The following is a 13,228-nucleotide window of genomic DNA, read 5'->3' on the forward strand; positions in this document are numbered from 1 at the left end:
TAGTTGCGTTCCGGCGGCGTCAGTATTTTCTTAACCTCTGCTTACCTGATGATAACCATCGTAGCCGGCACAAACCGGCCCCAGTCGCGGGCGCGCCGCTTGGCCGACCTGTACCTCAACCTGCTGGCCGAGCGCGGCGCCCAGGCCCAGATCCTGGACCTGGCCCGGCTACCCGCCGATTTTACCACCTCCGCTTTATACGACAATGCCGGCCGGCACCCGGAGTTCAACCAGCTGGTAGCATTGGCCAACGAGGCCGAGAAGCTGGTATTTATTGTACCCGAATACAACTGCTCGTTTCCGGGGGTGCTCAAGGCCTTTATTGATGGCCTCCCCTACCCCGGCGGCATCCGAGGCAGGAAAGCGGCCCTGGTAGGGCTGAGCAGCGGCGGCCAGGGCGGCCTGCTCGCCCTCAACCACCTCACCGATGTGCTGATGTACCTGGGCACCGCCGTGCTGCCCCAGCGCGTCCGCCTGCCTTTCATCGACCAGCACCTGAGCGCCGACGGCACCCTCACCGAGCCCCTCTACCAGCAGGTACTGCAGGAACAGGCCGAATTCCTGTTACGATTTTAGCGGGGCACCACGGAGCCGGGCTGGGGCGCAGAATTTAGCCCGCAGCCCCAGCGCAAGCCCTTGCTTCTTGCAGGTTACGCACTGAAGTCTGTGCCAGAATAGCTGCTTTCTGCGCATCGTGGCGTACCTTGCGCCGGCAAGCGTTTTAGCTTGCCGTGTGGGTATGACGCGTTGTTTCGCTGCTTTTCTGGCCGTGCTGATTCTGCTCCAGACGTTTAGTCGGGAGTTGCTGGTACTGGATTATCAGGCGCGCAAGGCCGAAATCACCCGCTTGTTCTGCGTGAACCAGGACAAGCCCCAGCTCCATTGCAACGGCAAGTGTCACCTCGGCAAGCAGCTGCGCAAAGCCGCCGATGCGGAGAGCAAGGCCCCGGCTTCGGGGTTTGCCAAAATCAAGTACGAGGTACTCTCGCCCCTGCCCGGCTTTGCGTTGCGGCCGGTGGCGGACAGCTACTCTATGGCGGCGCATTTCGCGCCCGGCGTGGCCCCGTGCTACACCTTTGAGCCGGTACACGGCATTTTTCATCCGCCCACGGCGCGGGTCTGAATTTCGCATGGCGGCCGGTTGCCCAACCGGCCCGCAGGAACAGTTGCATCCGGACCTTGTGCGGATGGCAGCTGGTTCCGTCTATTCAGTACCCTGACTTCGCGCTTTTTTCGATGAAAACCCGTTTCTTCTCCCGTTTTTCCCTGCCCCTGCTGGCCGCTTCCACCCTGCTTGCCAGCTGCAACAAAAACGACAGTGCGCCCGAACCCGGCTCCCTCGCTATTGAAATCGACCACTTGGTAGGCAACACGCCGCTGAAGCTCAACACCGGCACCTATACCAATGGCCTGGGCCAGCCGTTCACGGTTTCAACGTTCAACTATTACTTGTCCAACATCAAGCTGGGGAAGGCCGACGGCACCGAATACGCCGAGCCCGAGAGTTACCGGCTGATCAAGGAATCGGACACCAGCACTAAAACCTTCACCCTCGAAAACGTGCCGGCCGGTGACTATACCAGCCTCAGCTTCACCATTGGCGTAGACAGTGCCCGCAATGTGGCCGGCGCCCAGACCGGCGCCCTCGACCCGACTAACGGCATGTTCTGGTCCTGGAACTCGGGCTACATTTACACCAAGCTGGAAGGAAGCTCGCCCGCGGCTGGCGGCAACCAGCAGTTGCTGTTCCACATCGGCGGATTTAAGTCACCCAACAATACCATTCGCATTGCGTCGCCCTCGCTGAACGGGGCCGTACTTCAGGTGCGCAAGGATCGTACGCCGGCCGTGCACCTAGCCGCCGATGTGCAGAAGATGTTCACGGGCCCGCACGTCATCGACTTTTCGAAGCTCTCCAACACGATGGGCGGCAGCAACTCGGTACTGGTGGCCGATAACCAGGCCGTGGGCATGTTCCGCGTCGACCACGTGCACGCGAACTAATGCCCCGTCGCTGGATTACCACGGTCCGGCCGGCCTTGTTAGGGCTGGTCGGGCTGCTGGCGGCGGCCTGCACTACCGATGCCGATGTAGCTCCGGCCTGGGAGGTGCCGGGCACCGGAACGCCGGCCAATTTTCCGGCCCCGGTATACGCCGCCAGTCAGAACCCGCCTACCCGGGAGGCCTTTGAGCTGGGCCGCACCCTGTTCTACGACCCGTTGCTTTCGCGCACCGGCGACATCTCGTGCGGCAGCTGCCACCAGCAGTTCGTGGCGTTTGCCCACCAAGACCACCGCCTGAGTCATGGCGTGGATAACTTACTGGGCACGCGCAACGCCCCGGCCCTGCAAAACCTGCGCTGGCGGAGCGAATTCCTGTGGGATGGCGGAGCCAAGAACCTCGAAACCATGCCCCTGGCCCCGCTCACCAGCCCCGTGGAGATGGACGAGACGCTGGAAAACGTGCTCCGCAAGCTCAACGCCGCCCCTCGCTACGTGGACCAGTTTGAGCAGGTGTACGGCCGCCGGCCCATCGACTCCCAGCAGCTGCTCCGGGCTCTGGCCCAGTTCACGGCGTCTCTCACCAGCAGCAACTCCCGCTACGACCACTACGCCCGCCACGAAGCAGGCGGCACGTTGGCAGCCAACGAGCTGCGGGGCCTGGAAATTCTGCGCCAGAAGTGCAGCCCCTGCCACGCGGGCGAGTTGTTCACCGACGAAACCTACCGCAACAACGGACTTGACCGCACGTTCGCGGCCGATTCGGGAAGGGCCCACATCACGGGCCGGCCCCAGGACGTGGGCCGTTTCCAGGTGCCCAGCCTGCGCAACGTGGCCCTCACGGCGCCCTATATGCACGACGGCCGCCTCCAAACCCTGCGTCAGGTGCTCGACCACTACTCCGACGGCATGGTGGAATCGGGCACCCTGGACGCGCAGTTCCGGCGCGCGGGCCGCGGGCCGGGCATCACGCTTTCCGAAACCGAGAAAACAGATTTGCTGGCCTTCCTGCACACCCTCACTGACCCGACTTTCATTCAGGACCAACGACTGGCGGAGGGGCGGTGAGGTGGCTCAAGGTGAAATAGTGAGATGGTGAAATGGTGAGTTTGACGTTCCAGGGTCCTGCTTGCGCAAACAGCGCCGGCTGGGCCATTGAACATCAAACTCACCACCTCACCATTTCACTATTTCACCTTGAGCCACCTCACCGCCCCTCCCGACCTGCAAACGTATTTTCATGTTCAAAAAACTAGTATTTCCGCTGCTGCTGGCGTTGCTGGCGGCTAGGGCGGGGCGGGCCTGCGACATTTGCGGGTGCTTCATGGGCATCACGCCCTACGATAACCAGAGCGGGTTTTCGCTCATGCACCGCTACCGGGTGTTCAACGGCTATCAGCACTACGGCCAGCGTCCGCAGTTCTTCCCTGCGGGGGCCCGGCCGCTGTTTCCCAAACCGCTCAACCACGTCGATGACGACTTCCGCCACGCCCACCGGGGCGACGCCTCCGACTACGAGATTTTCCGGGTGGTGGAGTTGCGGGGCAAGTATTTCCTGAGCCAGCGGGTGGAGCTGAACGCCTTTCTGCCCTACGTGATGAACTCGGCCCGGGCCAACGGGGCCACCCTCAACCTGGCCGGCGTGGGCGACGCCACGGTGTTTGCCGGCTACCACCTCATCCGGCAGATTGAAACGGCCGGGGTCCAGAGCCGCCTCATCGTGGGCGGGGGGCTAAAGCTGCCCACCGGCGACTACCAGCGCCGCAACACCCTCGGTCGCCGCTACCCGGCCCTCAACCAGCCCGGCACCGGCACCACCGACGGCTTCGTGTACGCCAACTACATCGGCAGTTTCCGCAGCGTCGGGCTGAGCGTGAACGGCAGCTACCGCCGGGCCGGCCGCAACCCCGTGCAGGAGAGTCTGGCCCCCAGCACCACCACGTTTGCCAACCTGTTCTACCGGATAGCGGTGGGGGAAAACTGGCAGGTATATCCCTCGGCCCAGTTTTTCTACGAGAAAACCCGGGGCGAAACCTTCGAGGGCCACCTCACCGGGGAGCACGCCATGAACAACGCCCTGCTCGGACCCGGCCTCGACGTGTACTACCAGAACTTCTCGCTCAACACCAGCTTCCAGCTACCCATCTACACCGCCCCCACCGACCACCCCGCCAGCGCCGGCCGCCTGGTAGTAGCTGTGGGCTATAGCTTCAAGCAAAGCAAGTATTTGCTGCGGTGAGGGCCTCGGTTAAAAGTTTGGTACAGAAATTAAGCGAGGCGCTTCCAAACTGGGCACCTGCACGCTAAAATCCCGCGTTCAGCAGTTATGAGGCCTGTTTGTTCAGAGAAACCTCCGTTTTATTGAAAAAGTAAGCCGACCACCTGCCGAACGGGTAGCTGGCACCGAAAGCAGCCGATTTGGTTCAGAAAACTTGTTCAGCAATCAAAGTACATCTAACCCTAGCTACGCGATGGGAAAACTGTACTCTAACTCCACAAATGGCCACCTGAACGCGTTAAAAGCAGGTTTTCTGCGGTGAGAGCGCGCAATCAGCAACTGTCCTCATGTAAAAGGAGCGGTTGACAAGCTCGCCAATAAACTTTTGGACCAAACTTTTAACCAAGGCCGGTGAGGTGGCTCAAGGTGAAATAGTGAGATGGTGAGTTTGACGTTCATAGGTCCTACTGGTGCAGTTGGCGCAGTTAGGGCCATTGAACATCAAACTCACCATTTCACCATCTCACTATTCCACCTTGAGCTACCTCACCGTTTCACACCTCCCGCAGGGGTTTGCCCTGCTGGCGGACCCAGCGGCGGTGCTTGGGCTCCCCGATAACCTGGGCGCTGTAGATGCCGCGGTGGCCCGAGAACAGGTAGCTCACCACGCAGGCCAGCCCGGCGTAGAGGCCGCACTCGTTGCCGAACAGCTCCATGGCCATGAGCGTGCAGGCCAAAGGCGTGTTCGCGGCCCCCGCAAAAACGGCCACGAAGCCCATGCCCGCCAGCAGCGGCAGGGGCAGGGGCAGCAGCCAGGCCAGGGCGTTACCCAATGTGGCGCCCACAAAAAACAGGGGCGTCACCTCGCCGCCCTTAAAGCTGGCGCCCAGCGTGAGGGCCGTGAGCAGGATTTTGAGGGCGAAGGCGTAAGGCACCAGCGGCCCCTGGAAGGCCGCGACGATGGTGGGCACGCCCAGTCCGATGTAGTCGGTAGTGCCCAAGGCCCACACCAGCGCGGCCACTACCACGCCGCCCAGCGCGGGCCGTAGCGGGGGCCAGCTCACCCGGCTTTTATAGAAGCGGCCCACCGCGTGGGTGGCTTCCGCGAACAGGCGCCCACCCAGCCCGAAAGCCACGCCCGCCACGGCCGCCAGCAGCAGGTTCTGCACGGACAGCGGCGGCACGGCGGGCACTAGCAGGTGCGGATAGGCGGTGTGGCCCACGCCCCAGGCCCGGGTTACGAGGTCGGCGCCGGCGGCGGCCAGGAAGGCGGGCAGGATGGCATCGTAGCGGAGGCGGCCCAGGAAAAACACTTCGAGCCCGAACACAGCCCCGGCCAGCGGCGTCCCGAACACGGAGGCAAAGCCCGCGCTGATGCCCGCAATAAGCAGAATCCGCCGCTCCCGGCGGTGCAGGCCCAGCCGGCGGTGAAGCTGGTCGGCCAGGGAGGCGCCCATCTGCACCGCCGTGCCCTCCCGCCCCGCCGAGCCCCCGAACAGGTGGGTGAGCACCGTGCCCAGCAGCACCAGCGGGGCCATGCGCAGGGGCAGCACCGCCCGGGGGTGATGGATTTCGTCGAGCAGCAGGTTGTTGCCGGCTTCTACGCTCCGGCCCAGGTAGTGGTAAAGCAGGCCCACCAGCAGCCCCCCCACCGGCAGCAGGGCAATCATCCAGACGTGAGCCTCGCGCCAGTTGGTGGCCCAGTCCAGGGCTACTAAAAAGCCCGCCGAAGCGGTGCCCGCCAGCAGCGCCACGCCCGCCCCCAGCAGCAACCAGCGGCCCAGATAAAGCAGCAGCAGCCGGTATTCAGTCAGCAAAGCGGGCAGAGGATTCTTCATACGCAGTTCCCGAAAGGCGGGCCGGTAAAAGTACGCACCCCAATTGAAGCCACCGCCCCGGAACCGGGCAGGACGCCCCAGGTGTTCGAATGGGGAAAATCAATATATTCAATCCCACGTCGCTTCGTTATTGCCCTATGACTTCTTCTACTGTTGAATGGCCGTTTCGGGCGGGGCTGATGGCCGCGCTGCTGCTGCTGCTGGCAAGCTGCGGTGACAAGCAAAAATCAGATGATTCGGGCCAGAATACGTACATCCCGACGCCTTACGTGCTTAGCCTGCCGGCCAACCTGCCCCGGAACGTAGCCATTCCGGCCGATAACCCGCTAACCGAGGAGGGGGTAGCCCTGGGCCGGAAGCTGTTCTACGAAGTGCGGCTTTCGGGCAACGGCACCCAATCGTGCGGAAGCTGCCACCAGCAAAGCCGGGCCTTCACCGATGGCCGCGCCCGGGCCCTGGGCGCCGAGGGCCAGACGCACCGGCGCAACACCATGAGCCTGGCTAACCTGCTCTGGGAAAAAACCTTGACCTGGGATGGTGCCGCCACCAGCCTGGAGCAGCAGGCGCGCGTGCCCCTCGAAGACCCGGTGGAAATGCACCAGTTGCTGGCTACCAGTGTGCAGCGGCTCCAGCAGACCGACCTCTACCCGCCCCTGTTTCAGCAGGCCTTCGGGAGCAGCACCATCACTGAAACCAACGTGCTCAAAGCCCTGGCTCAGTTCGAGCGGACCCTGATTTCGGCCAACTCGCCCTACGACAAGCACATCCGCAAGGAAGGCTCCCTCACGCCCACCGAGCGGGCCGGGGCCCGCCTCTTCAACGACCATCCGGGCGAAGTCAGCGGGATTTTTATCCGGGGCGGGGCCTGCCACCACTGCCATATCAGCGAAAACGGCCTGTTCAGCTCCCCCGACTTCTTCAACAACGGCCTCGACCTGACCTTCGCCGACCCCGGCCGGGCCGGCGTGACGGGCCAGGCCCTCGACCGGGGCCGCTTTAAAGTCCCCAGCCTGCGCAACATCGCCCAGACGGCCCCTTACATGCACGACGGACGGTTCGCTACGCTGGAAGAAGTTCTCGACCACTACAACGAGCACGTGCAAACGGCCAGCCCTGGCCTCGACCCCAACGTGCTCCTTTCCAACACGCCCAACGGCACCCGTCTCGACCTCACGGCCCAGGAAAAAACGCAGTTGCTGGCCTTCCTGCGCACCCTCACCGATTCAACTTTCCTCACTGATAAGCGTTTTTCCAACCCATTTTAGGGTTAGACAGCAACAGTGGGCAGCGAAAAAAGGGGGCTGGCTATTACGGCCGGGGGGCGTAGCGCCACATCTACCCGCCGTTTGCCAGTCAGTTGCTTGGTCAGAGGCGCCACCTGATTTTCCGATTTGGCGTCCGTTGCCGGCCGTACTGCGTACCAGCCCTGTCTTCTGTTTTATCGACCTGCTTCTTATGAAACGCCTGTTCTTGTACGTCGGCTTATGGGCTGCGCTGGCCTCCTGTACCCTCTCGCCGCGTCAGAGCAAGGGACGCACCCTTAGCCCCGACCGCGAAACCATGACCCCGGACCACATGCCCGAAGACTCCGCCGATGCTCGTCCTGATTCCCTGCGCCGATAGTTCGGATTTGTGCTACAGCAAAATGCTCATCCTGCCTACAGGATGAGCATTTTGCTGTAGCACAAATCCGAACTGTTAGTCCACGTTGTCGTGGAGGAAGCGGTTGTCGCCCAGCAGCTCGTTGTCGTCGGAGAGGTTGAAGCGGCTGATGTTCTGCTCGGAGGAAGGCACCACGTTTTCCAGCTTCACCTGGCGGCGCAGGTAAGCGGGCGTGTCCAACTGGTCCTTGAGGGTTTCGTTGGTCAGACCGTTGCTCAGGGCCTGCAGCCGCAGGCGGCGCTCCTCCGCCCGGGCATCCAGAGCCGGGCGCGGCAGGGCGTGCTGGGCTGCTACGGGCGGGGCCGTCTGGGGCTGCTGCTGGTAGAGTACCGGCTCGGGCGTAGGCATCGAAGGAGCTGAAACCGTGGGCTGGCCGTGCTGGGCCGGGGAGGTTTCCAGGTCGCGCTTTACTACCTGAGGCTCAGGCTCGGCGGGTACCGGCGTCCCGAAAGTAGGGACCACCGCTGCCGTTTCTGCACGGTCAGCCGCCGTTTCTTCGGCCTCAGGCTGTATCGTATTCGGGTCGCGGGCTACTACTTCGGTGATGTTGTGGGCGTCGCGGGCAAAGCCGGTGGCAATAACCGTCACCCGGATGCTCTGGCCCAGGGTAGGATCGATGCCATGGCCAAAAATCACCTCGGCATTCTGTCCCGCCTTGTCCTGGATGTACTCCGTAATTTCGGTCAGCTCATCCATTTCCAGCTCGGCCTGGTCACCCGACATGATGCTGAGCAGGATGCGCTGGGCCCCGTGGATATCGGTGTTGTTGAGCAGCGGCGAGGCCAGGGCTTCTTCAGCCGCCCGGGCGGCCCGGTTCTCCCCTTCCGTCACGGAGCTGCCCATAACGGCCGCGCCCGAGTCCTTCATCACCGTTTTCACGTCTTCAAAGTCCACGTTCACATCGGCCGTTACCGTAATGATTTCGGCAATGGACTTGGCGGCGGTGCTCAGCACGGTATCGGCCTTGGCGAAGGCGGCCCGGATGGGCAGGTTGCCGTAAATCTCGCGGAGCTTGTCGTTAAGAATCACCAGCACCGTGTCGCAGTTGTCGCTCAACTCCTTGATGCCCTGCTCAGCCTGCTGCCGCTTCTTGCGGCCCTCAAACATGAAAGGCGCCGTCACGATGCCTACCGTGAGAATGCCCAGCTCCTTGGCCACTTTGGCAATGATCGGGGCGGCCCCGGTGCCGGTGCCGCCGCCCATTCCGGCCGTGATGAACACCATGCGGGTACCGTTGCTGAGCAGTTCCCGGATCTGTTCACGGCTCTCGATGGCGGCCTGCTTGCCCCGTTCGGGGTTGGCACCGGCGCCCAGCCCTTCGGTCAGGTCGGCCCCGATCTGCAGGCGGTTGGGCACCGTGGAAGAGGCCAGGGCCTGCTTGTCGGTGTTGCAAATGACGAATTCGACGTCCTTGATGCCCTGGCTGAACATGTGGTTCACGGCATTGGAGCCGCCTCCCCCCACGCCAATCACCTTGATGATGGACGTCGATTGCGCCGGAATGTCAAATGTATAATTCATTTTTTGGGGTCTTAGGGTCTAAGGGACTTAGGGTCTTGGTTTGATCAGGCGAAGGGTTGGATTACGTTGCTAGTGAACTTCAATCCAAGATCCTAAGCTCCCAAGACCCTGAAACCCTAGTATTGTTTGTCGTCGAAGTCGTCAATCAGCAACCCTTTGGTGCGGCTGAGGATCTTCTGGAAGAAGTCGCCGGCACCCGACGATTTCTTGGGCTGCTCCGCGGCCGGCTGGGGGGCCGGCTGCGGGGCGGGCACGTTGTGCTGGGGGGCGGCCACCGGCGGGGCGGGGCGCACTTCCGGCGCAGCGCTGCGGTAGTAGTTCTGCTCGGGCTCGTCGTAGCCACGCTGGGCCACCCGGTCATCGATGGAGCGGTAGCCGGCCAGCACGAGGCCCACCGTGGTGGCGTACATCGGCGACTTCACAGCTTCGATCTTGCTCTTGCCCAGGTGCTCGTTGGGGTAGCCGATACGGGTATCCATGCCGGTTACGTACTCCGTGAGCTGCACCAGGTTCTGGAGCTGGGAGCCGCCACCGGTCATCACAATGCCGGCCGCCAGCTTGTCGTGGAAGCCCAGGCGCTGAATCTCGGCGTACACCAGCTCCACGATTTCCTCCATCCGGGCCTCAATGATGTAGGCCAGGTTTTTCAGGCTGATTTCTTTGGGCGACCGGTCGCGCAGGCCGGGGATGCTCACGATTTCGTACTCGGAAGCTTCCTCGGCAATGGCTTTGCCGAACTTCACTTTGAGCTGCTCGGCCTGGTTCTGCATCACCAGGCAGCCCTGCTTGATATCGGAGGTGATGATGTTGCCGCCGAAGGGCAGCACGGCCGCGTGCCGGATGATGCCATCCTTGAACACGGCCAGATCGGTCGTGCCGCCCCCGATGTCAATCAGGGCCACACCGGCCTCCTTCTCCTCGTCGCTGAGCACCGACATGCTCGACGCCAGGGGCTCGAGAATCAGGTTATCGATTTCCAGACCCGCCTTCGTGACGCACTTGTAGATGTTGTTGATGGCCGTGCTCTGAGCCGTGATGATGTGGAAGTTGCCCTCCAGGCGCACGCCCGACATGCCCACGGGGTCCAGAATACCTTCCTCGTAATCCACCTTGTAGTCCTGGGGCATCACGTGGATGATCTGGGAACCGGGAGGCGTTACCAGCCGGTACATGTCGCTGGTGAGGCGCTCCACGTCGGCCTGGGTGATTTCGTTGTCGACGGAGGCGCGGGTGATGCTGCCGTTGTGCTGCAGGCTCTTGATGTGCTGGCCGGCAATGCCCACATTCACCACGCCAATGTTGATGCCCGACTGCTCCTCGGCCTGGCGGATGGCGCGCTTGATGGCATCCACCGTCTTGTCGATATTGGACACAATGCCCCGCACCACGCCCTCCGAGACGGCCTTGCCCAAACCCAAAATTTCGAGTTTGCCGAACTCGTTTTTGCGCCCGACCAGAGCGCAGATTTTGGTGGTACCGATATCGAGGCCGACTACAATCTTATCGTGTTGCATGGGGAGGAAGGGCGAGAGAGTTGCGGTTGGGTGCAGGAAAGTAGAGTCTAATGCGCTTTAAGGTAGCGTTTTAGACCGATAGTTTTATTCGCAGATGATTTGGTCCTTGAACTCGACGTTGACGCGATGGTACGTGTCCCAGCCCAGAACCGGGGGAATTTGCCGGTAAAATACCATCAGTTTCGCGAATTTTTCCGAAATATTCTCAGGAAAGCCAAATTCCACACGTTGGTCGCCAACCTGTTGGGTGAACGAAATTTTACCGTTCGGTCCGACAAATACTTCGGCCACCTGCGCCCGCCAGAATGGCTGCTCATCCACGTAACGCAGAAACTCCAGGTAACGCGTGCCGCTGCTGTCCTGAAAAAAGGCCGCCGACAACGGCGCCCCATCCGGGCGCGACACCGGCACCACCCGGGCCGTAAACAGGGGGGAAAGCGGCAGTCGCCGGCCATCAGCATCCAGGTAGCTGTCCTGGCGCGAGTCGGCGTGCACGAGGCGGGCGATGGGCCGGCTCTGGCGCACGTCGGCGTGCAGGTTACCGGCCAGGTCGCGGTACACCTGCGCATCCTTCACAAAGCTGTGGGCCTTCAGGCGGGCTTCCAGGTCTTTCAGATTCACGTCTTCGGGAGCGGCTCCCTCCAGACGATCCTGGCCCTGGCGGGTCAGCAGGCCGGTGACTTCCCGCTCACCGATGAAGAAGTTGTTGAACTCGTTGCCAATGGTTACAATGACGCCACCCACCCGCCGATTAGCCTGCCGCACCGCGGCAAAGGCCGTCAGCCCGGCCAGCAGCAGCAGGCAGACGGTGGCAAACAGCAGGTTATGGGCTTTACGCTTCATGGTGGGTTCAGGGGCGGGAGCGTCGGGCAGGCCGGCGGCAGGAAGCTAGGGTCGGGGCAGGCAGAAAGCCAAAGGCTTATTCCCGCCAGCGAATATTCAAAATATTCCTTAATTGAGGCACCAACTGGTCCACATCGCCGGCCCCTACGGTGGCTAATACGTCAAAATTCGGATTGGTTTCGGCATTTTGCAAAATTTCGGCCTTGGTTTGCAGAGATTTTTCCGGGGCCGTGATTTGGGATAAAATCAATTCCGACGTAACACCCGGCATGGGCAGCTCCCGGGCCGGGTAGATGTCGAGCAGCACCACTTCATCGGCAAGACTCAGACTTTCAGCGAATCCGGGGGCAAAATCGCGGGTGCGGCTGAAGAGGTGGGGCTGAAAAATCACGCGCAGCCGCCGGCCCGGATACAGGGCGCGCAGGGACTTGAGGAAAGCCTCGATTTCGCGGGGGTGGTGGGCGTAATCGTCTACGTACACCTTGGGCGCGGCGGGCGTGCCGGCCGTGACAATGAACTCGAAGCGGCGTTTGACGCCCCGGTAGGCCGCCACGGCGGCCCGCAGCTGCTCCTCGGAAAGGCCGTGCAGGCGGGCCACGCAGGCGGCCGCCAGCATGTTTTCCACGTTGTGGAAGCCCGGCACCGCCAGCTCCAGCCCTTCTATTCTGGCTGTTGGCTGAGAGCTATTGGCTGATAGCGCCGTTTGTTCCGCATCCGACGGGCCGTGCATGTCGAAACGGAACAGGTGCCCCTCGGCCGAGATGTTGGCGGCGTACAGTTCGGGGCCCTGCGCGGGGCTCAGGCCGTAGTGCAGCACCCGCACCCCGGCCGGGGCGGCGGCGGCCACGCTCGCATCGGCGGTGTGGTTGATGATGAGCGTGCCCCCGGGCTGAATCTGACCCACGAACTGCCGGAACGACTCGAGCAGCGTGTCGGCGTCGCCGTAGATGTCGAGGTGGTCGGCATCGGTGCTCGTGACGATGGCCACGGTCGGGAACAGGGTCAGGAAGCTCCGGTCGTACTCGTCGGCCTCCACGACTACGGGAATGGCGCTGGTTGTTGGTTGTTGGTTGTTGGTTGTTGGCTCTCCGTCACTCAACCTGCTCCCCCGCTCACCGGCTTCCGAAGGCAGCAACAGATTCGAGCCCAGGTTTACGCTGATGCCGCCCAGAAAGGCCGCGCAGGGCACGCCCGCGTGGTGGAGCAGGTGGGCCACCATGCTGCTGGTGGTGGTTTTGCCGTGGGTGCCGGCCACCGCAATGGTAGGGCGGCCCTGGGTGAGCAGGCCCAGCACCTGGCTGCGCTTGCGGATGTCGTAGCCCTGCTCCCGCAGCCAGGCCCACTCGCGGTGGTCCTTCGGAATGGCGGGCGTGAGCACAACGAGCGTATCGGCGGGGTTTTCGCGTACGGCCGACGGCAGGTTTTCCACCGCGTCGTCGTAGTGAATCAGGATGCCTTCGGCCGTGAGGGCCTCCGTGAGGGGAGTTCTCGTTTTATCGTAGCCGCTCACGACGTGCCCGTTGGCCCGGAACCAGCGCGCCAGCGCCGACATACCGATGCCGCCGATACCGAGGAAGAAGACGTTGGTTTGCATGCTGTGGGGTGTTGGGAGCCTAGGGTCTGGAAAACTGG

11 protein-coding genes are annotated in these 13,228 nt (G+C 62.5%); 6 read left to right on the forward strand and 5 right to left on the reverse strand.

Annotation, left to right across the window (positions count from 1 at the left end):
- Positions 1-48: 48 nt before the first annotated feature.
- The 5 genes from KLP40_RS11840 to KLP40_RS11860 all read left to right on the forward strand — a co-directional run bounded on the left by KLP40_RS11840 (position 49) and on the right by KLP40_RS11860 (position 4,239).
- Positions 49-576: an NADPH-dependent FMN reductase gene (locus KLP40_RS11840; protein ID WP_215593989.1), complete on the forward strand. Its 528-nt coding sequence runs from the start codon at positions 49-51 to the stop codon at positions 574-576.
- A gap of 163 nt (positions 577-739) precedes the next feature.
- Positions 740-1,123, forward strand: coding sequence for a hypothetical protein (locus tag KLP40_RS11845; protein WP_215593990.1), 384 nt, complete (start codon positions 740-742; stop codon positions 1,121-1,123).
- Positions 1,124-1,236: 113 nt separating this feature from the next.
- Positions 1,237-2,004 (forward strand): MbnP family protein, encoded by a 768-nt coding sequence (locus tag KLP40_RS11850; protein WP_215593991.1) that lies wholly within the window; start codon positions 1,237-1,239, stop codon positions 2,002-2,004.
- A complete protein-coding gene (locus tag KLP40_RS11855; RefSeq protein WP_215593992.1) occupies positions 2,004-3,068 on the forward strand; it encodes a cytochrome-c peroxidase in 1,065 nt (354 codons plus the stop codon). Before KLP40_RS11850 ends, KLP40_RS11855 begins: the two co-directional genes overlap by 1 nt.
- Positions 3,069-3,240: 172 nt before the next feature.
- Positions 3,241-4,239: a transporter gene (locus KLP40_RS11860; RefSeq protein ID WP_215593993.1), complete on the forward strand. Its 999-nt coding sequence runs from the start codon at positions 3,241-3,243 to the stop codon at positions 4,237-4,239.
- Between the two features lie 533 nt (positions 4,240-4,772).
- Here the strand turns inward: KLP40_RS11860 and KLP40_RS11865 are convergent.
- On the reverse strand, positions 4,773-6,056 hold the full coding sequence (locus KLP40_RS11865; protein WP_215593994.1) for a voltage-gated chloride channel family protein: 1,284 nt from the start codon (positions 6,054-6,056) through the stop codon (positions 4,773-4,775).
- A gap of 137 nt (positions 6,057-6,193) precedes the next feature.
- Here KLP40_RS11865 and KLP40_RS11870 point away from each other — a divergent pair, with 137 nt between their 5' ends.
- Positions 6,194-7,321 (forward strand): cytochrome-c peroxidase, encoded by a 1,128-nt coding sequence (locus KLP40_RS11870; protein WP_215593995.1) that lies wholly within the window; start codon positions 6,194-6,196, stop codon positions 7,319-7,321.
- Positions 7,322-7,754: 433 nt separating this feature from the next.
- On the opposite strand, the gene ftsZ is transcribed toward KLP40_RS11870, so the two are convergent.
- The 4 genes from ftsZ to KLP40_RS11890 all read right to left on the reverse strand — a co-directional run bounded on the left by ftsZ (position 7,755) and on the right by KLP40_RS11890 (position 13,190).
- A complete protein-coding gene (ftsZ, locus tag KLP40_RS11875) occupies positions 7,755-9,239 on the reverse strand; it encodes a cell division protein FtsZ (RefSeq protein ID WP_215593996.1) in 1,485 nt (494 codons plus the stop codon).
- Positions 9,240-9,355: 116 nt separating this feature from the next.
- Complete coding sequence (gene ftsA / locus KLP40_RS11880) at positions 9,356-10,753, reverse strand: cell division protein FtsA (protein WP_215593997.1); 1,398 nt, start codon at positions 10,751-10,753, stop codon at positions 9,356-9,358.
- 84 nt (positions 10,754-10,837) lie between these two features.
- Positions 10,838-11,596: a cell division protein FtsQ/DivIB gene (locus KLP40_RS11885; protein ID WP_215593998.1), complete on the reverse strand. Its 759-nt coding sequence runs from the start codon at positions 11,594-11,596 to the stop codon at positions 10,838-10,840.
- Between the two features lie 76 nt (positions 11,597-11,672).
- The gene (locus KLP40_RS11890) at positions 11,673-13,190 is read right to left on the reverse strand and encodes a UDP-N-acetylmuramate--L-alanine ligase (RefSeq protein ID WP_215593999.1); all 1,518 of its coding nucleotides are present in this window, start codon (positions 13,188-13,190) and stop codon (positions 11,673-11,675) included.
- Between the last annotated feature and the right edge of the window lie 38 nt (positions 13,191-13,228).

Source organism: Hymenobacter piscis (assembly GCF_018760735.1).
Taxonomy (GTDB): domain Bacteria; phylum Bacteroidota; class Bacteroidia; order Cytophagales; family Hymenobacteraceae; genus Hymenobacter; species Hymenobacter piscis.